The 17,951-nt window shown below is 74.2% G+C and carries 18 protein-coding genes and 1 pseudogene; 8 read left to right on the top strand and 11 right to left on the bottom strand.

Translation table 11 applies throughout. From position 1 onward, the window contains the following. The first annotated feature begins 10 nt into the window (after window positions 1–10). Window positions 11–844: an NAD(P)H-binding protein gene (locus tag AB0H64_RS17785; protein ID WP_357625267.1), complete on the top strand. Its 834-nt coding sequence runs from the start codon at window positions 11–13 to the stop codon at window positions 842–844. An 18-nt stretch (window positions 845–862) separates the two neighbouring features. Here AB0H64_RS17785 and AB0H64_RS17780 read toward each other — a convergent pair whose 3' ends face one another. Next, a complete protein-coding gene (locus AB0H64_RS17780; protein ID WP_357625265.1) occupies window positions 863–2,074 on the bottom strand; it encodes a cysteine desulfurase-like protein in 1,212 nt (403 codons plus the stop codon). A gap of 248 nt (window positions 2,075–2,322) precedes the next feature. Here AB0H64_RS17780 and AB0H64_RS17775 point away from each other — a divergent pair. Together AB0H64_RS17775 and AB0H64_RS17770 are read left to right on the top strand one after the other, a co-directional pair. After that, window positions 2,323–3,228: pseudogene (locus tag AB0H64_RS17775) on the top strand (RNA polymerase sigma factor); the annotation flags it as partial. A 133-nt stretch (window positions 3,229–3,361) separates the two neighbouring features. Next, window positions 3,362–4,537 carry a winged helix DNA-binding domain-containing protein gene (locus AB0H64_RS17770; protein WP_357625263.1) on the top strand — a complete coding sequence of 392 codons (1,176 nt, stop codon included), beginning with the start codon at window positions 3,362–3,364 and terminating at the stop codon, window positions 4,535–4,537. A 14-nt stretch (window positions 4,538–4,551) separates the two neighbouring features. Here AB0H64_RS17770 and AB0H64_RS17765 read toward each other — a convergent pair whose 3' ends face one another. After that, entirely contained in the window at window positions 4,552–4,974 is a 423-nt protein-coding gene (locus AB0H64_RS17765; RefSeq protein ID WP_357625260.1) for a RidA family protein, read from the bottom strand. Window positions 4,975–5,066: 92 nt separating this feature from the next. Between AB0H64_RS17765 and AB0H64_RS17760 the strand changes: the two genes are divergently transcribed. Next, window positions 5,067–5,447: a helix-turn-helix domain-containing protein gene (locus AB0H64_RS17760; RefSeq protein WP_357625257.1), complete on the top strand. Its 381-nt coding sequence runs from the start codon at window positions 5,067–5,069 to the stop codon at window positions 5,445–5,447. Window positions 5,448–5,461: 14 nt separating this feature from the next. Here the strand turns inward: AB0H64_RS17760 and AB0H64_RS17755 are convergent, their stop codons facing one another. Together AB0H64_RS17755 and add are read right to left on the bottom strand one after the other, a co-directional pair. Then, a complete protein-coding gene (locus AB0H64_RS17755; protein WP_357625255.1) occupies window positions 5,462–5,746 on the bottom strand; it encodes a hypothetical protein in 285 nt (94 codons plus the stop codon). Between the two features lie 105 nt (window positions 5,747–5,851). Then, window positions 5,852–6,847: an adenosine deaminase gene (add, locus tag AB0H64_RS17750; RefSeq protein ID WP_357625252.1), complete on the bottom strand. Its 996-nt coding sequence runs from the start codon at window positions 6,845–6,847 to the stop codon at window positions 5,852–5,854. A gap of 143 nt (window positions 6,848–6,990) precedes the next feature. Here add and AB0H64_RS17745 point away from each other — a divergent pair, with 143 nt between their 5' ends. Together AB0H64_RS17745 and AB0H64_RS17740 are read left to right on the top strand one after the other, a co-directional pair. After that, window positions 6,991–7,632: a helix-turn-helix domain-containing protein gene (locus tag AB0H64_RS17745; RefSeq protein WP_357625249.1), complete on the top strand. Its 642-nt coding sequence runs from the start codon at window positions 6,991–6,993 to the stop codon at window positions 7,630–7,632. A 1-nt stretch (window position 7,633) separates the two neighbouring features. Continuing rightward, window positions 7,634–8,368 carry an SRPBCC domain-containing protein gene (locus AB0H64_RS17740; protein ID WP_357625247.1) on the top strand — a complete coding sequence of 245 codons (735 nt, stop codon included), beginning with the start codon at window positions 7,634–7,636 and terminating at the stop codon, window positions 8,366–8,368. A 127-nt stretch (window positions 8,369–8,495) separates the two neighbouring features. On the opposite strand, the gene AB0H64_RS17735 is transcribed toward AB0H64_RS17740, so the two are convergent. The 5 genes from AB0H64_RS17735 to AB0H64_RS17715 all read right to left on the bottom strand — a co-directional run bounded on the left by AB0H64_RS17735 (window position 8,496) and on the right by AB0H64_RS17715 (window position 13,538). Further along, window positions 8,496–9,152 (bottom strand): class I SAM-dependent methyltransferase, encoded by a 657-nt coding sequence (locus AB0H64_RS17735; protein ID WP_357625244.1) that lies wholly within the window; start codon window positions 9,150–9,152, stop codon window positions 8,496–8,498. An 88-nt stretch (window positions 9,153–9,240) separates the two neighbouring features. Further along, on the bottom strand, window positions 9,241–10,188 hold the full coding sequence (gene pip / locus AB0H64_RS17730) for a prolyl aminopeptidase (protein ID WP_357625242.1): 948 nt from the start codon (window positions 10,186–10,188) through the stop codon (window positions 9,241–9,243). 97 nt (window positions 10,189–10,285) lie between these two features. Continuing rightward, the gene (locus AB0H64_RS17725; protein ID WP_357625239.1) at window positions 10,286–10,828 is read right to left on the bottom strand and encodes a TetR/AcrR family transcriptional regulator; all 543 of its coding nucleotides are present in this window, start codon (window positions 10,826–10,828) and stop codon (window positions 10,286–10,288) included. A 294-nt stretch (window positions 10,829–11,122) separates the two neighbouring features. Next, entirely contained in the window at window positions 11,123–12,361 is a 1,239-nt protein-coding gene (locus AB0H64_RS17720) for an MFS transporter (RefSeq protein WP_357625236.1), read from the bottom strand. 67 nt (window positions 12,362–12,428) lie between these two features. Beyond that, the gene (locus AB0H64_RS17715) at window positions 12,429–13,538 is read right to left on the bottom strand and encodes a class I SAM-dependent methyltransferase (protein WP_357625234.1); all 1,110 of its coding nucleotides are present in this window, start codon (window positions 13,536–13,538) and stop codon (window positions 12,429–12,431) included. Window positions 13,539–13,767: 229 nt separating this feature from the next. Between AB0H64_RS17715 and AB0H64_RS17710 the strand changes: the two genes are divergently transcribed. Continuing rightward, a complete protein-coding gene (locus AB0H64_RS17710; RefSeq protein WP_357625232.1) occupies window positions 13,768–15,231 on the top strand; it encodes a hypothetical protein in 1,464 nt (487 codons plus the stop codon). 79 nt (window positions 15,232–15,310) lie between these two features. Here the strand turns inward: AB0H64_RS17710 and AB0H64_RS17705 are convergent, their stop codons facing one another. Then, window positions 15,311–16,258 (bottom strand): TetR/AcrR family transcriptional regulator, encoded by a 948-nt coding sequence (locus AB0H64_RS17705; protein WP_357625229.1) that lies wholly within the window; start codon window positions 16,256–16,258, stop codon window positions 15,311–15,313. Between the two features lie 99 nt (window positions 16,259–16,357). After that, the gene (locus AB0H64_RS17700; protein WP_357625225.1) at window positions 16,358–16,954 is read right to left on the bottom strand and encodes a TetR/AcrR family transcriptional regulator; all 597 of its coding nucleotides are present in this window, start codon (window positions 16,952–16,954) and stop codon (window positions 16,358–16,360) included. Between the two features lie 84 nt (window positions 16,955–17,038). On the opposite strand from AB0H64_RS17700, the gene AB0H64_RS17695 reads away from it, so the two are divergent. Next, the gene (locus AB0H64_RS17695; protein WP_357625222.1) at window positions 17,039–17,884 is read left to right on the top strand and encodes an alpha/beta fold hydrolase; all 846 of its coding nucleotides are present in this window, start codon (window positions 17,039–17,041) and stop codon (window positions 17,882–17,884) included. Window positions 17,885–17,951: the final 67 nt, after the last annotated feature.

Here is a 17,951-nt window from a genome sequence, read left to right as displayed (position 1 = left end):
AGAAGGAACCATGACCATTCTCGTCACCGGCGCCCGCGGCGCCGTCGCCCGCCACCTCACCGCGCTCCTGCGCGAGCGCGGCGCCGAGGTCCGGGAGGCCTCCAGTGTCCCCGCTCCCGGCCTGCCCGGCCGCGTGGTGTGCGACCTGAACGACCCGTCCACGTTCGCGGACGCGCTCAAGGGCGTCACCTCCGTCTTCCTGTACGCCACCGCCGCCCACGTCGACGCCTTCGTCCGGGAGGCTGCCGAGGCCGGGGTCGAGCACATCGTCCTGCTGTCCTCGGCCTCCGTGCTCAACCCCGAGGCGGAGACCAACCCCCTGGCCGCCTCGCACCTGGACGTGGAGCGCGCCCTGGTGGCCGGCCCGGTGCGGACGACGCTGCTGCGGCCCGGCTCGTTCTCCTCCAACGCGCTGGCCTGGTCCTGGGCCGTCAAGTCGGGCCAGCCGGTCAGCCTGCCGTACCCGGGGGCGCACAACGACCCCATCCACGAGGCCGACGTCGCCGCCGTGGCGCTCGCCGTGCTCTCCTCGGACGGCGGGCACGGCGACGCGCACACGCTCACCGGCCCCCGCTCCGTCACGTTCGCCGAGCAGCTCGACATCCTGGCCGCCGTCACCGGGCGGCCCGTCGAGATCCGCCGGGTCAGCGGCGAGCAGTGGAAGGCGGAGATGGCCGAGCACCTCGACGCCGGCTTCGCGGACGCGCTGCTCGACTACTGGCGCTCCACCGACGGCACGCCCGTGGAGATCAACGACGCGGTCGAGCGGCTGACCGGCCGCCCCGCCCGCGACTTCGAGACCTGGGCCCGCGAGCACGCCGCCGACTTCCTCCCGGCCGGCTGAGGGCGCCGTCCCCGGGGGTCAGCCGGCCGGGCGCAGCCCGGCGACCCCCTCCAGGAGGCGGTCCACGTCCGAGCGGTCGTTGTAGTGGACCAGTCCCGCCCGCACCGCGCTCCCCGCGTCCCGGATGCCGAGCGCGCCCGTCAGCTCCCAGGCGTAGTTGTGGCCGTTCCACACGTTCACCCCGCGCCCGGCCAGGTGCTCGGCCACCTGACGCGGCGTCAGCCCGGCCACCGTGAAGTACGCCGTCGCCGTCCGCCGCGCGGGCTTGCCGTACAGGGTGACGTGCGGCAGCGCCTCCAGCCCGGCCAGCAGCACCGCGAACAGCTCCAGCTCGTACGCCTCCGCGGCGGCCATCGAGGCGAGCAGCCGTTCGCGGCGCGAGCCCGTGCCCGGCACCATCGCGGCCAGGTGGTCCACGGCCGCCGTCACCCCCGCCAGGTCGGCGAAGGCCGCCGTGCCCGTCTCGAACCGCTCCGGCACCGTGTCCGGCGACGAGGCGAGCTTGTCCGGCCGCAGCCGCTCCAGCAGCGACGGGTCGGCCACCACCGCGCCGACGTGCGGCCCGGACCACTTGTAGGCGCTGGTGGCGTAGAAGTCGGCGCCCAGCACCCGCATGTCCACGGGGCCGTGCGCGGTGGCGTGCACGCCGTCCACGTACGTCAGCGCCCCGGCCGTGTGCGCCGCCGCGCAGATCGCGGCCACGTCCGGGCGGGTGCCCAGCACGTTGCTCGCCGCGCTCACCGCCACCAGCCGCGTCCGCTCGCCGACGAGGTCCCGGTACTGCTCCGCCGGCAGCTCGCCGGTCACCGGGTCCACCTCGGCCCAGCGGATCGTCGCGCCCGTCGAGGTCCACGGGCGGACGTTGGCGTCGTGGTCGAGCCGCGACAGCACGACCTCGTCCTCCGGGCCCCAGTCCTTGGCCAGGGTCGCGGCGATCCGGTAGGTGAGGGTCGTCATGTTCGGGCCGAGGATCACGCCTTCGGGCCGGCCGCCGACCAGGTCGGCCACCGCCGCGCGGCACGCGGCCACGAGGGCGTCGGAGCGGTGGCTCGCGGGGAAGGCGCCGCCGACGTTGCCGATGCCGGAGCGGTAGGCGCCGGCGATGGCGTCGATGACGGCCTGCGGGGTCTGGGTGCCGGCGGCGCCGTCGAGGTAGGCGTGGCCGTCGGACAGGGCGGGGTAGGCGGCGCGGATCTTCTCGTGCGGAAAGCGCGTGGGCGGAAGGAGCATGAAAGGGTCATGCTCGCGGCCGTGACGCCTCAACCGCTCGCCCGGGTACGTAACGCCCATACCGGGGAAGAATGGGATAAGGCGACCACCTGTCACCCGGGGCCGGAGCGGCCCCGGCACCGGCCCGCGCACCGAGCACGGTTGGGTAGCGTGGACGGTGGTGGCCTGCCTGTAGCGAGGAGAGTGTCGTGTCCCAAGCAGCAGAGGTTCTCGAACTGGACGACGGAGTCGCCGATTCTCCGGCGGTCAGCGCCGACTCCGTCAAGACCTATCTGACGGCGATCGGGCGGGTTCCGCTGCTGTCCGCGGAGCAGGAGATCGACCTGGCCAAGCGCATCGAGGCCGGCCTGTTCGCCCGCGAGCGCCTCGACAGCGAGCGCGACCTGCCCGCCGACCTCCGCGCCGACCTCGAACTGATCGCCGCCGACGGCGGCCGCGCCAAGCAGCGCATGCTGGAGGCCAACCTGCGGCTGGTCGTCTCCATCGCCAAGCGCTACACCGGCCGCGGCATGCTCTTCCTCGACCTCATCCAGGAGGGCAACCTCGGGCTGATCCGCACGATCGAGAAGTTCGACTACCGGCTCGGCTTCAAGTTCTCCACCTACGCCACCTGGTGGATCAAGCAGGCCATCACCCGCGCCATGGCCGACCAGGCCCGCACGATCCGCATCCCGGTCCACATGGTCGAGTTGATCAACAAGGTGGCCCGGGCGCAGCGACGTCTCCAGTCCGACCTCGGCCGCGAGCCCACGCCCGAGGAGATCGCCGCCGAGACCGACCTGCCCGCCGAACGGGTGGCCGAGGTCCAGGCGTACGGCCGCGAGCCCATCTCCCTGCACACGCCGCTCGGCGAGGCGGGGGAGAGCGAGTTCGGCGACCTCATCGAGGACACCGAGGCGGTCTCGCCGGCCGACGCCGTGTCGTTCACGCTGCTGCAGCAGCAGCTCCGCGACCTGCTCGACGAGCTGAGCGAGCGGGAGGCGGGCGTGATCTCGATGCGGTACGGCCTGGTCGACGGCAAGCCCATGACGCTGGACGAGATCGGCCGCGTCTACGGCGTCACCCGGGAGCGGATCCGCCAGATCGAGGCCAAGACGATGTCCAAGCTCCGCCACCCGTCGCGGGCCCGCGCCCTGCGCGACTACCTGACCTGACCGGTCCCGCCGGCCCCGAGCCTCCTCCAGCGTGAGGCCCGGGGCCTCACGGTGCGCGCCTTCGTGCCCAACGCGGAACGAACTCTTCCGCATTGCTCTCTAACGTGGTCCGAGACCACTGAGGAGGGGCACCATGATCGAGTTTTCCTGGCCCGAGGTCAGCGCGCGCCGGCTGGAGCGGCAGGGGCTGGCCGAGCCGGCGGCGGGCGGCACACCCGGAGGGGTCGTGGGCGCCATGTGCGGGGCGCACGCCCAGGTCATGTCGGCCGCCGAGCTCTCGGTCGGCCTGCGGCTCGGCGGCGCCACCCGCTCGGCGGTGCGCGAGGCCCTGTGGGAGACGCGCGAGCTGGTCAAGACCCACGGCCCGCGCGGCACCGTCCACCTGCTCCCGGCCGCCGACCTGCCCCTGTGGGTCAGCGCGTTGTCGGAGCTGCCGCCGGTGCTGCCGTCCGCCTCCGAGCACGTACGGATGACGGACCGGCAGACCGAGGAGGTGGTGGAGGCGATCCGCGTCGCCGTGGACGGGCGTGCGCTGACGATCGACGAGCTGGGGGACGCGGTCGTCGCCGCCACGGGGCCGTGGGCGGGCGACCTGGTGATGCCCGCGTTCCAGACGATGTGGCCGCGCTGGCGGCGGGGGCTGGTGACGGCGGCGCACCGGGGGGCGTTCGTGTACGGCCCGCCCCGCGGCCGCAAGGTCACCTACACCGGCCTGCCCGAGGGGATCACCCTTCGTACCTCCGACCCGTCCGGCGACGGCGCGGCGGGCGACGGCGGGGCGGGTGCCGGCGCGGTTGAGCTGCTCAGGCGCTACCTCACGGCCTACGGTCCCGCCACACCCCAGGAGTTCGCCCTGTGGCTGGGGGCGCCGCGGTCGTCGGCGGTCCGGCTGTTCGCCGCGGCGGAGCTGGAGGAGGTGCGGCTGGAGGGCCGCCCGGCCTGGGTCCTGCCGGGCGACACGGAGGTCCCCGGCGGTCCGCCGCGGGGCGTGCGGCTCCTGCCGTACTTCGACGCCTATGTCGTGGCCGGCAGGCCGCGTGAGCTGCTCTTCCCGGGCGCGGCGGCGGAGCGGGCGCTGAACGGCGGCCAGGCGGGCAACTTCCCCGTGCTGCTGGTGGACGGCGAGGTGGCGGGGGTGTGGCACCAGCGGCGCTCGGGCCGGCGCCTCCACGTGACGGTCGAGCCGCTGCGCCCGCTCACCGCGGCCCGGTCGCGCGAGCTGGACGACCAGGTGGCCCGGCTGGGCGAGATCCTGGAGGCGCGGCCGGAGCTGACCATCGGTCCCGTCACCACCGGCGCCCACGCCTGACCCGCGCTCCGGCGTCAGGCGGCGGTGGTGCGGTCGACGACCGCGGTGGCTTCGACCTCGACCAGATGGTCGGGGACGTCCAGCGACGCGACGCCCAGCAGCGTGGCCGGCGGCACCGGGGTGACTCCCAGCTTCGCGGCCGCCCGAGCGACCCCCTCCAGGAACTGGGACAGCTTGTCGGGGGTCCAGTCGACGACGTAGACGGTGAGCTTGGCCACGTCGTCGAAGGAGGCGCCGACCCCGGCCAGGGCGGTGCCGATGTTGAGGTAGCACCGCTCGACCTGAGCGGCGAGGTCGCCCTCGCCGACCGTGGCCCCATCGGCGTCCCAGGCCACCTGCCCGGCGATGAAGATCAGGTTCGACCCGGTCGCGATCGACACCTGCCGGTACGCGTCGATCTCCGGCAGTCCGGCGGGGTTCACCAAAGTGATGGCCATGCTGTGCTCCTGGTCTCTTGTGGTTACTCAGGAACTGTAAGAGAGTGTGCGATGACATGGAAGAACGCACTTTTCAGTGACTGGGGAACCTCATGGTGACCAAGCAGTTCCAGGGCTCGCTCAAGGAAGCGGACCTGAGACGAGCGGACTCCCTGGCGCGGGAGATCTTCTCGGACGTCGCCAACAAGTGGGCGCTCCTGATCATCGACATCCTGGGTGAGCGCACCCTGCGCTTCGGCGAGGTGCGGAACGGGATCGAGGGCATCAGCCACAAGATGCTCACCCAGAACCTGCGCATGCTGGAGCGCAACGGCCTGGTCGAGCGGAACGTGCACCCCACCGTGCCGCCGCGCGTCGAGTACACCCTCACCGAGCCCGGCCGGGCCCTGCGGCAGACGGTCCACACCATGTGCGACTGGACCCACCAGTACCTCGGTCACATCGAGGACTCCCGCCGCCGCTTCGACGCCTGACGGGCGGACAGCCCCTACCCGGACGCCACGACCTCGCCGGCCGTGACCTGAGGAGGGTTCGGAAGCAGGGACGCGAGATTCTCCCGCACGAAGGTCTCGGCCCTCTTGGTGGACTCCTCGGCTCCGGCCTGGTCCTCGTAGACGCTGGTGGACAACATCACCCCGTCCCCGGCGTCGATCCAGTAGTAGGCAACGAACCCGGGAACCTCGCGGATGATCGGCACGAACCCCTCGCTCACCCGGCGTCCCGCCTCGGCGGGATCGGTCACCCCTTCGTATCGCCGTACGGTTGCGTACATGGCCGACCGCCTCCCCGGGCCCACGATCTCCCCACGAGGGACGACATACCCGTGCCACGCGTCTTCGGAAGCCAAGGGGCCGTAAACGAATGACGCGCGTGCCGCTCAGCTCAGCCAGTCGTTCACCCCTGCCCTGAGCCGGGCCTTGACCGCCTCCGGGGCGAACGACGCGTCGATCGAGGCCCGGGCGAACCCGGCCAGCTCCTCGTCCCCGTACCCGAACACCTCCCGCAGCCGCCCGTACTCCTCCGCCAGCGCCGTCTCCCCGTCGGTGTTGACCGTGACGGCCAGGCCGGCGTCACGCAGGCGCGGCAGGGGATGCTCGGCCAGCGACGGAACGAGCCCGAGCAGCACGTTGGACGTGGGGCAGACCTCCAGCGGCACCCGCCGCTCCCGCAGCTCGGCCACCAGGTCCTCGTCGTCGAGGACGCGGATCCCGTGGCCGAGCCGCTCGGCGTGACCGAGCGTCAGCGCCTCCCGGACGCTGTCCGGCCCGGCCGCCTCGCCCGCGTGGTGGACCATCCGCAGCCCGGCGTCCCTGGCCCCGGCCAGCACGCCCGCGAACGGCGCCAGCGGGTGACTCTCGTCGCCCGCCAGCCCGACGCCGATCACCCCGTCGTAGCGCCGGGCCAGCTCCACCGTCCGCCGCAGCCGCTCCACGGGCCGCCGCCGGGAGTGGTCCAGCAGCACCCGGCACTCGATCCCGTACCGCGACGACCCCTCGGCGAGCCCGTCGAGCACGGCCTCCAGCGGCATCTCCAGCGCCCCGACCCGCTCGCCGTGCGAGGCGGCCGTGAACGTCACCTCCGCGTAGCCGGTGCCCTGCGCCGCCTCGTCCTCGCAGAACTCCAGCGCCACCCGGCGGAAGTGCTCCGCCCTGACCAGCAGCCCGCGCACCCGGGCCCGCTGGTCGGCGAACTCGCGGAAGCTCCGGAACGGCCCCTCCGGCTCGGGCGGCCCGCCCAGCTCCCGTACGGTCTCGGGGCGCACGGTGCTCTCCAGGTGGACGTGCAGGTGCGCCTTCGGCAGCCGGGCGACGTCCCTCGGCTCCGGCCCGCCGGTCCCGGCGTGTCCTACGGCGCTCGTCAGATGCTCTCTCACGTGCGCGAACTCTACGAAAGCCGCGACACCCGGCGCCATCCTTTTTGCGGGTGCGGGACGGCTCGGTCCAGCGGGAACGCCGCTACCTGGGGGAACAGACGACTCGTCTTGACAATTAAATTTTTCGGTGCCATCGTTCAGGCATGCACGATGTGGCGGTGATCGAAGACCCCGCGGCGGCGGAAGCGTCGCTCGACCCCATGCGGTCCAGGCTCCTGGCGGAGCTGGTCGAGCCCAACTCGGCGACCACGCTGGCGGCCCGGGTCGGCCTGGCCAGGCAGAAGGTCAACTACCATCTGCGGACCCTGGAGAAGCACGGGCTCGTCGAGCTCGTCGAGGAGCGCAGGAAGGGCAACGTCACCGAGCGCGTGATGCGCGCCACGGCGGCCTCCTTCGTCATCTCGCCGGTGGCGCTGGCCGCCGTGCAGCCCGATCCGAACAGGTCGCCGGACCGGCTGTCGGCGGGCTGGCTGCTCGCGGTGGCCGCCCGGCTCGTCCGTGACCTCGGTGAGCTCGTCACCGGCGCGGTCAGGGCCCGTAAGCGGGTGGCGACGTTCGGCATCGACGGCGAGGTGCGGTTCGCCTCGGCGGCCGACCGGGCGGCGTTCGCAGAGGAGCTGACCTCGTTCGTGACGGCCCTCGTCGGCCGCTACCACGACGAGAGCGCCGAGGGCGGGCGCCCGCACAGACTCGTCGTCGCCGTCCACCCCTCCGTCGGCTCCGCGAGGTCCGCCCAGTCCGCCCAGTCCGCCCAGGGCGAGGCGCCGGTCGGGACGGAGGGCTGACGTGGGACACCGGTTCGAGCTGCCGCAGGAGGCCACGGTCGGCGTGACCCCCGAGGAGGTGTGGGCCGCCATCGCCACCGGCCCCGGCATCGATTCGTGGTACATGGGCCGCACCGAGGTGGCCGGGGGCGCGGTGCGCACCGAGTTCGGGGGGTTCCTTCCCGACTCCGCCGTCACGGTCTCCGACCCGCCCCACCGGTTCGCGCACGCCAGCGCCACGGAGGACGACGGACGCTTCGTCGCGTACGAGTTCCTCATCGAAGGCCGCGAGCAGGGCAGCACGGTCGTCCGCATGGTCACGAGCGGCTTCCTGCCCGGCGACGACTGGGAGAGCGAGTACGAGGCGATGCGCAGCGGCCTGGCGATGTTCTTCGCCACGCTCGTCGAATACCTCGGCCACTTCCCCGGCCGCACCGCCACGCCCGTCAGCGCGTTCGGGCCGCCCGTGCGCGACTGGCCGGACGCCTGGAACGCCCTGTACGCCGAGCTGGGCCTGCGCCCCGGCGGCGACGTGGTGGGCGAGCGGGTGGCGTTCACACCGGACGGGCTGCCGCCCGTCGAGGGCGTCGTCTACTTCGCCAACGCCCAGACCCTCGGCGTCCGCGCGCCCGGCGCGCTCTACCGCTTCATCCAGGGGATGCCCGGCTTCATGATCGCCTCCCACCACCTCTTCACCGACGCCACCTCCCAGGAGCCCGCCTGGCAGGCGTGGCTCGACCGGATCTTCTCGGAGTGAACCTCGCCATGACCACCACCATGACCACCGTCACCACGGGCAGGGCCGCCTGGCCCCGGTCCTGGCGGACTTCTTCTCCTGACGGTTTCTCACCTGGCGAGTTCTCTCCCGGCCGGGCGCGCCGGGGTCACGGCTTGCGGGCGCGCACCCCCAGGACCGTCGGGGTGGGGCCGGTGCCCTCGGCGAACCCGTCCAGCACCAGCCCCGCCTCCAGGAACGCGCCCAGCAGCTCCGCCAGCGGCCAGTGACTCGCCCCCACCTTGTCGCGGATGCCCTGGTCCGTCCACGACTGCTTGGTCCAGTGGCCGTCGAGGTAGCCGGGCCTGACCACGACCGCGGCGGGGTCGGCCCGGTCGGCGAACCCGCCGCAGAAGCACGGATGCACGCCCACGTGGACGAGTGTCCCGCCGGGCCGCAGCACCCTGGCGGCCTCCCGCAGCACGTCGGGGTAGCCCGGCATGTCGGTGTGGACCATCAGCGCGACGACGGCGGGCAGGCACCCGTCGCGGATCGGCAGCCGCCCGGCGTCGCCCCGCGCGACCGGCAGGCGGACGCGGGCGTGGCGCAGCATCCCGGCCGACAGGTCGACGCCCACCGGGGTCCACCCGAGGCCGCGCAGGGCGGCGGCGTGGACACCGGTGCCGCACCCGATCTCCAGGCACGTGCCGTCACCCCGGCCGAGCAGCTCGGTCAGCACCCGGTGCAGGCCCAGCGGGTCGCCCTCGGTGCGGGGCAGGAACTCGTGCTCGTACCAGTCGGCGATCTCGTCGTACGCGGCTCTCACGCCTCCATTGACCACCGGCGCGGCCTGTCCTGGCCAGCCTTTTCGCCCGAGGCGGATCTCCCGCGCGCCCGTCAGGGGGTCAGGTGGGTCAGGGGGCGAAGCCGTCGATGGCCGAGGTGATCGCGTCGCGCATCGTGTCGCTGCCCGTGTGGCCGGAGTCGTCCACCACGACGAGCTTCGCGTCCGGCCACGCCTGGACGAGCTGCCAGGCGTTCTCCAGCGGCGCCCCCAGGTCGAACCGGCCATGGACGATCACGCCCGGGATGCCGGCCAGCCGGTGCGCGTCCCGCAGCAGGACGCCCTCCTCCAGCCACGCGCCGTTGGAGAAGTAGTGGGAGCAGATCCGGGCGAAGGCCACCCGGGCCTCCGACACCCGGGCGCTGTAGGCGTCGCGCTTGCCGTTCGGCTCCAGGGAGATGACCGCGTCCTCCCAGGTCACCCAGTCGGCGGCGGCCTTGGTGCGCACCGCCGGGTCGGGGTCGGCCAGCAGCCGCCCGTACGCGGCCAGGAGGTCGCCGTCGCGCTCGTCCTCCGGGACGCCCTCGCGGAAGCGCTGCCACTCCTCCGGGAAGAACCGGCCGACGCCCCGGTAGAGCCAGTCGATCTCGTACCGGCGGGTCATGGTGGCGGAGACCATGACGATCTCCGACACCCGCTCCGGGTGCGCCTCGGCGTAGGCCAGCATGAGCGTGGACCCCCACGAGCCGCCGTACAGCAGCCACCGCTCGACGCCCAGGTGCTCGCGCAGCCGCTCCATGTCGGCCACCAGGTGGTGCGTGGTGTTGGCGCTCAGGTCGGTCGCCGGGTCGCTCGCGTGCGGCAGGCTGCGCCCGCAGTTGCGCTGGTCGAACAGGATGATGCGGAAACGCTCGGGGTCGAACGAGCGGCGCTGGCCCGGCGAGCAGCCCGACCCGGGGCCGCCGTGGACGACGAGGGCGGGCTTGCCCGCGGGGTTGCCGCAGACCTCCCAGTAGACGAGGTGGCCGTCGCCGGTGTCGAGGTGGCCGTGGTCGTACGGCTCGATGGGGGGACGCATCGGACCAAGGTACAACAGTGCTGTCATATCGTTCGCCGGGAGTGAATGGCAGAGACGCCGCCGACGGCCGCCTGCTCGCCCGCGAGGGCGCCCCTCGTCAGGAGCGGGTGGCTTCGGCGAGGACGAGGCGGGCCAGGGCGGCCGGCGTGTCCGGGTCGGTGGGGCGGCCGAGGACGAGCGCCTGGTGGTAGAGCGGCCCGAGGGCCACGTCCAGCAGACCGGCGGTGAGGCGATCCTCCACCGGGTGGCCCGCGTGCCGGGCGAGCAGGGCGCCGAGTCCCGCCAGATCGCGTTCGCGCTGCTCGCGCAGGAAGCCGTCGCGGAGCTTGGCGGCCGTCTCCGGGTCGAGCTGGGCGTGGCCGACGAGTGCCAGCAGCACCTGACCGGCCGGCTCCCGGAAGAACGCCACCACGCGGCCGAGCTGCTCCCGCAACTCCTCCTCCGCCGACGAAGCGGTGCCGGGGCGCCAGGCGAGCGCCTCCACGGCGTCGGCGGCGAGCGTGTCGAGCAGGATGTCGACCTTCGACTTCCACCAGCGGTAGATCGTCTGCTTCGCCACCCCGGCGCGGGCGGCGATGCCCTCCATGGTGACCGCGGTGAAGCCGCGCTCGACGAGGAGATCGTCGGCCGCGTTCAGCACGGCCAGCCGGATGCTCTCGCTGCGCTTGGGCCCCGTACGGCTGACGACGGCGCCCCGCCGCGGGGCGGTCTCGGTGTCCTGGTCGGCGGCGATGTCCGCTCCTCCTTCACGATCACGAACAGCCTGCGACGAACGAGCACGTCCAGCCTACGGACGACCGAACGCTGCGGGGCAGCGGCAGCCCGATTGTGGCACGCCCGCCCGCCAAGTCCGCCCGGCCGCGCATGGCCCGCCACGCACGGACTATCCCCTGCCGCAGCCCAGTCCCCGGCCGCGTCACGGCTCCAGCCGCACTCACGACCGGCGGGCCGTCCCCCGCGTGCCCAGCAGGCTCAGCAGGACACCCAGCGCCAGCGCGGCGACCGCCGCGCTGAAGATCTCACCGGCCGGACGCAGGCCCGTCAACCGGATCATCACGCCGACCCCCACGGCCGGCACGGCCAGCATGGAGTAGAGAATCACGAAGAACGTCGACACCGAGGCCCCCCGGTGGTCCGGCGCGGCGCGCGTGGTGATGACGGTGACGCCGTACCCGAGGGCCATGCCGGTGGCGAGGCCGTTCACCGCGGCGCCGGCCAGCAGCGCCGCCAGCGATTCGGCGGCCATGGCCAGGGCGATCAGCCCGGCGCCGGCGACCAGCCCGGCGCAGGCCAGGACGAGCGCGCCGCCCGCCCGTACGGCGCGGTTGAGGAGCTGGCCCGCGGCGGTGCACAGGAACGCGGTGAAGACCACCATGCCCGTCAGCGTGTGGCTCGGCAGCCGCAGCACCCCGGACAGGAACAGACCGGTCACAGCGGTCAGCACGCCCAGCACCGCGAACCCCGCCCCGGCGGCCATCGCCGACCGCAGGAAGTCGCCGCGGATCTCGCCCGGCACGTGCGGGCGCTGGAGGCGCAGCGACAGCCGCGAGCGGTGGGGCGCGGTCTCCGGCACGAACGCGACGCCGGCGAGCGCGGCGAGCGCCAGCGCGCCGAGGACCGCCCACGGCGTGCGCAGCGGCGCGGGCGCCACGTCGGCCAGGATCCCGGCGAGCAGGGTGCCTCCGGCCAGGCCGCCCATGTTGGCGAACAGCACGACGGTGGCCGCGCGCACCCGGCCGCCGGGCGGCATGGCCTCGGCCAGGGCGGCCGTGGCGGCCCCGGTGACCAGGGCCGCGGACAGCCCCGAGATCATCCGGGCGGCAAGCATGGTCATGACGTCACCGGCCACCAGGAAGGCGGCGGCGGCGACGGTCGCCAGGACGCATGCGGCCATGAGGACCGGCCGCCGCCCGATCTGGTCCGAGACCCGCCCGAACAGCAGCAGGCCGGCCACGACGCCGCACGCGTACACGGCGAACACGACGGTCACGGTGAACGGCGAGAAGCCGAACGCCTGCCCGTACAAGGGATAGAGCGGGGTGGGCGCGGTCGTGCCGGCCATGACGGCCCAGAAGGTGAATGCCAGGAACGCCGGCGCGAGCACGCCGCCGCGCGGCGCGCGCGACGGCGCGACCTGGCGGGCCTCGGGACCGTGACGCAGGGAATGGTGCATGGGTGTCCCCTCGGAGATGGGTGATGACACCCGTAGACTAGACGCAACGTCGCGTCTAATCAATCGGTCAGGGATCCAGCCGGTACAGGCGGAAGAAGTCGTTCTCCACCGGCAGTACCGAACAGCTGCCGAACCCGGCCTCCGCCGCGTACCGGCGGACCGTGTCCGCGCGCATGACAGTGCCCGTGGCGGCCGAGGGGTACTCGACGAGCTGCGTCGGCAGGCAGTGCGTGACGCTCCAGCCGTACATCATCCGCTCGACCTTGTCGCCGGGCGCGGTGAAGCGGTCAGCGACCCGCTCGTCCACCACCAGCACGGTCCCGCCCGGCGTCAGCGCGGCCCGCGCCGAGCGCAGCGCCTCCACGGGGCGGGGCAGGTCGTGCAGCACCTCCAGGATCATCACCAGGTCGTACGGGCCCGCGGCGGCGAGCCGGCACGCGTCCGCCTGCTCCAACCTGATCCGGTCGCCCAGCCCCGCGCGCTCGGCCTCGGCGCGGGCGTCGGCGATGGAGGAGGCGTCGGCGTCCAGCCCGTCCACGCAGGCGCCGGGGAACGCGCGGGCGATCGCGAGCGTGGACCAGCCCTGCCCGCACCCCACGTCGGCGACGCGGGGGCGCGGCGTCTCGCGCAGGCGGGCGGCGACGTCCGGCATGGCGGCCAGCCAGGCGTTCGGCAGCTCGTGGGTGAACACCGGCCGGTTGATGTGGCCCTGCCCGTGCCGGAACGCCCGCCCGTACGACTCGTACGGCACGCCCGCCCCCGTGCGGTACGCCTGGGCCACGTCCGAGATGACGCCGCCGATCCCGGCCAGCAAGTGCGCGAACGGCGCCACGTGCGCGGGGTCGTCGGCGTCCACCAGCACGCGGGCGTGCCCGGGCGGCAGCCGGTAGCGGCGCTCCTCGGCTGGCGCGCCCGCGTCGGTCTCGACCAGCCCGGCGACGGCCTGCTGCTCCAGCCACTCGGCGGTGTAGCGGAGCGCGGTCCCGGCGCGCCCGCTCAGCTCGGCGGCCGTCAGCGGGCCGTGCTCGTGCAGCGCGTGGTAGAGCCCCAGCTCGGCGCCCAGGTAAACGGCGAACAGCTCCAGGGCTCCGAGCGTGTCCTCGAACAGCCGCTCCGCGAGCCGCTCCGCGTCCCCTGCGCGGATGTCGCCGGTGGCTTCGGTGTTGGAGGCGTCCATGGTGTTCCCCCCGGTACGGCACGGAACGGCGCCGTCCCCATGACGCCGCGAGCCCCCCTGTCCACGCTAGACCGTCCACGCTGGACAGCGGGCCGGGACATGGCGCGGAGGGAAGGACCGTTCCCCGGAACAGCGTCTCCCCCGGAACAGCGTCATGGCCGTGCATCCCTTCGGGCAAGTCTCGACGCCGGGCCCGTCCCCGGGGCGGGGCCGGCGCTAGGAAGGGCCCATGGGAGCAAGAGCGTCGACGCTGTCGTGGCTGCGGGCCGACCCCGGTCGGGCGCTGCTGGTGCTGGTGGCCGCCGGTTACGGGATCGTCCAGCTCGTCGCGGTCGGCCCCGGCATGGGGCTGGGCTGGGACGAGGTGGTCTATGTCAGCCAGGTCGATCCCCGCGTGCCGGCGACCGAGTTCATCGCGCCGCGCGCCCGCGGCATCACCCTGCTCGTCGCGCCGGTGGTGCTGGCGACCTCCTCGACGGAGGCTCTGCGGGTGTACCTGTCCGTGCTGTCGGCCGTGGCGCTGTACGCGTCGTTCGCGACCTGGCTGCGGCTGCGCCCGGGGGCGGCGGTGCCCATGGCGGCGCTGCTGTTCGCGTCGCTGTGGATGGCGCTGTTCTACGGCGGCCAGGCGATGCCGAACATGTGGGTGGCGTTCGGCGCGGTGGGCGCCACCGGGTACTTCCTGCGCTGCGTCCGGCCGGGCGGCGGGCGCCGTTGCGTGGCCGGCCTGGCGCTGTGCGTGGCGGCGGTGGCCCTGCTGCGTCCTCCCGACAGCATCTGGCTCGTCCTCCCGCTCGGCCTGGCGCTCGCCGTCCCGGGGTGGCGGCGGGTCAGGGTCGCGCTCGCCCTCGCCGCCGGATTCGCCGCCGGATGGGCGGAGTGGATCGCCGAGGCGTACGTGCGGTTCGGCGGGCCGGCCGCGCGCTGGGCGGCCGCCGGAGCGGCGAACGAGACAGGACTGCACTTCTCGCTGTACGAGCACGCCCGGGCGCTGAACGGCCCCCTCCTCTGCCGCCCGCCCGCCCACTGCGGCGCGGCCGTGCCGTCCTGGGTGCTGTGGTGGTGCGCGATCCCGGCCCTCGTCGCGCTGGGCCTGTACGCGGCCCGGCGCCGCGGCCTCCTGGCCGAGGCCGTGGTGCCGGCCGTGACGGGGGTGTCGCTGGCCGTGCCGTACCTGTTCCTGGTCGGGTACGCCGCGCCCCGCTTCCTGCTGCCCACGTACGCGCTGCTGGCCCTCCCGATCGCCCACGGCCTCCTCGCGCCGCTGGACGGCAGACGGGGCGGGGTGCCGCGCCGGGCGGGCGCCTGCCTGCTGGCCGCGGGGCTCCTCACGCACTGCGTGCTGCAGGGCGTCACCTTGGAGAAGGTGGTGGCGCCGCGGCTGTCCCGGCGGGAGGCCGACGTACGGGCCGCCCGGGCGCTGGGGGCGCTGGGCCTGCACGGGCCGTGCCTGGTGTACGGCGAGAACGCGGTGATGATCGCCTATCGGGCGGGCTGCGCGGGGCACACCGTCCTGGACTGGCCGCAGCAGGACGACGACCCCGCGGCGGTGCGCGACGCGGAGGCGGCGGGGCAGCGGGTGATCGCCGTGGCCAGGGGGAGCCGGGTCCCGGCGCCGTTCCTCCTGGCATGGGACAGGCGACCGCTGGAGGACGTCAGGCCGGGCCGATGGTTCGCCTACGTCCCCTACTGACGCCCGCGCTGCCGCCCGGACTGACGCCCGCCCCCTGCGGAGGTCCGCCGCCACGCCCCGTCGATGCGGCCGGGCGGGGTCAGGCGGCTTCGAGGCCGGCGAGGATGAGGGCCAGGCCGCTGTCGAACATCGCGCGGGCCTCGCCCTCCAGGTACGAGCCCGGCTCGGCGGCCGACCGCTCGCCGGGCGCCCGCTCATCCGGCGGGCGCTCGTCCGGGAGCCGTTGGTCCGGGAGCCGTTCGTCCGGGGGGCGCGCCGGGGGCTCGCTTTCCAGCCACGCCACCGCAGGGAACCGCTCGGCGAAGTCCGGCGCCACCTCCGCCAGCAGGCCCGCCCGGTCGCGCCACCACCGCTCGTCCGTCACCCCGGTCGCGGCCTCGGCCTGTCGCGCCTCGGCGATCGTTCCGGCCGCCCCGCGGACGAAGGCGAACAACGTCCCCACCACCCGGCGCGCCCGGCCGCGGCCGAGCCCGCTCTCGCGCAGGATCCGCAGCAGCGTCTCCAGCATCGTGTACTCGTTCGGACCCAGCACCGGCCGGGCCTGCGACACCTGGAGCATCCACGGGTGGCGCAGGTACAGCGCGAGGACGTCACCCGCCCACGCGGTCACGGCCGCCCGCCGGCCCGCGCCGGAGTCGTAACCGGTCGGCAGCTCGGCGAGGGCCTGGTCGTACATGAGGTCGAGCAGTTCGCCCTTGCTCGGCACGTACGTGTAGAGGGCCATGGCGGTGCGGCCCAGGCGCTCACCGACGGCGCGCATGGACAGCGCCGCCATCCCCTCGGCGTCCGCCACCTCGATCGCAGCGGCCACGATCATGCCGACGCTCAGCCCCGGCTTGGGCCCCGGCCTGCCCCGCTCCTCCCGGGGCCCGCGGCTCCTCACCACCCTTTCGACGCCGCCCCCGCCACCCGCGCTGTCTGCGCCGCTTGGGGTGCCCGCGCTCCCTTCGCTGCGGGCTGTGCCGGTGTCGCGCCAGAGCAGTGCCATGGACCGCCGCGCGTCGCCCTGCCCGGCGAACACCACCACGCCGCCCCACCTGGCCCTTCGTCGCCCCGAGATCTCCGTACGGCCTAAGGATATGGGGCAGGCGGGGTACGGGGCGGCCTACCGCGGTGCCGTCGGCGCTCAGGTGTCGCGCTGGGCGGTGGCCGCGTGGAGGAGGGTGAGGGCCGCCCGCCTGGCCTGCTCGCCCGTGCCGGCCACGCCGTGGTGGTCGGCCACCACGGCGGCGCCCTCCATCAGCAGGAGGAACTGCCGCGCCAGTGTGTCCGGATCGGCGGCTCCGGCCCGGCCGGCGATGCCGGACAGCAGCTCAAGGTGACGGTCCAGGTGGCGGGCCGCTACGGCCGGTGCGGCGCCCTCGTGGTGCTGCGCGGCGGCGTTCATGATCGCGCACCCGCGGAACCCCGGCTCCTCGTACCACCGGGCGAGCGCGTCGAACACGGCGGCGAGCTGCGCCGCGGGCTCCTGCCCCGCGTCCTCGGCGGCCCCGCGCAGCCAGCGCGCGATCCGGTCGCTGCGCGCTTCCAGCACGGCCCGGACCAGCCCGTCCTTGGAGCCGAAGTGGCGGTACAGCGTCTCCTTCGACACACCCGCGCGGGCGCACAGCCCCGCGACGCCGATCCCGTCGAGTCCCTGCTCGTACAGCACCTCGCCCGCCACCCGCAGGATCTGCTCGCGCGTGCGCGCCGGGTCCAGAGTGACGCCTTTGTCGACTGGCATGCCCCTGATGGTACCGATCGGTTCGATGTCCTGTTAACGTGCAACCTCGTACCGATCGGTTCGATCTCTTGGAGACGTACGCACATGACGGCGAACCCCCTTGTCACCGATCCGCCCGCCGACGTCACGCCGCCCGCCACGACACCCGGCGTCACCTTCACCAGCGGCGGCGAGACGCTCCTCGGCGTGCTGCACGTGCCCGCCGGCCCGGGCCCGCACCCGGTCGTGCTGCTGCTGCACGGGTTCCCGGGCATGGAGCGCAACTTCGACGTGGCCCAGGCGCTGCGCCGCGCCGGATACGCGACGCTGGTGTTCCACTACCGCGGTTCGTGGGGCATGGGCGGCACGTGGTCGTGGGAGCACGTGCTGGAGGACGCCTCCGCCGCCGTCACCGCCCTGCGCGACCCCGGGCTCGTGGCGGCTCACCGGCTGGACCCGTCGCGGGTGGTGGTCGCCGGGCACAGCGCGGGCGGGTTCACCGCGCTGATGACCGCCGCGGCCGATCCGTCGGTCCTCGCGGTCGCCTCGTGGGCGGCGTTCGACTTCGGCGCGGCCGGCGCGCTGTCGCGCCGGGACCCGGGGGCGCGGGCGGGGTACGTGGAGGCGTTCGACGGCGAGCTGCTCCCGCTGCGCGGCACCAGTGGCGAGGCGCTGGTGGCGGAGATGGAGGAAGCGGGGGAGGAATGGCGGCTCGCCGGGCTGGCGCCGCGGCTCGCCGGTCGTCCCGTGCTGCTGATCGGCGCCGGCCGCGACCCCGTTGCTCCGCACCCCGTCCACCACGACCCGGTCGCCGCCGCCTACCGCGCCGAGCCGTCCGTGGCTCTGGAGGATCACGTCTTCCCGACCGACCACGCCCTGTCGGACCACCGGGTGGCCCTCACCCGCACGCTCCTCACCTTCCTGGACCAGCACGTGGGCACACCCGGCTGACCACGGTCCGGCTGGGCACCGTCCGGCTGGGCACCGTCTGGCTGGGCACGGTTCGGCGGGGCACGGT

This window comes from Nonomuraea sp. NPDC050733 (assembly GCF_040654215.1).
Classification (GTDB): domain Bacteria; phylum Actinomycetota; class Actinomycetes; order Streptosporangiales; family Streptosporangiaceae; genus Nonomuraea.
This window is presented reverse-complemented; position numbering and strand designations above follow the sequence as displayed.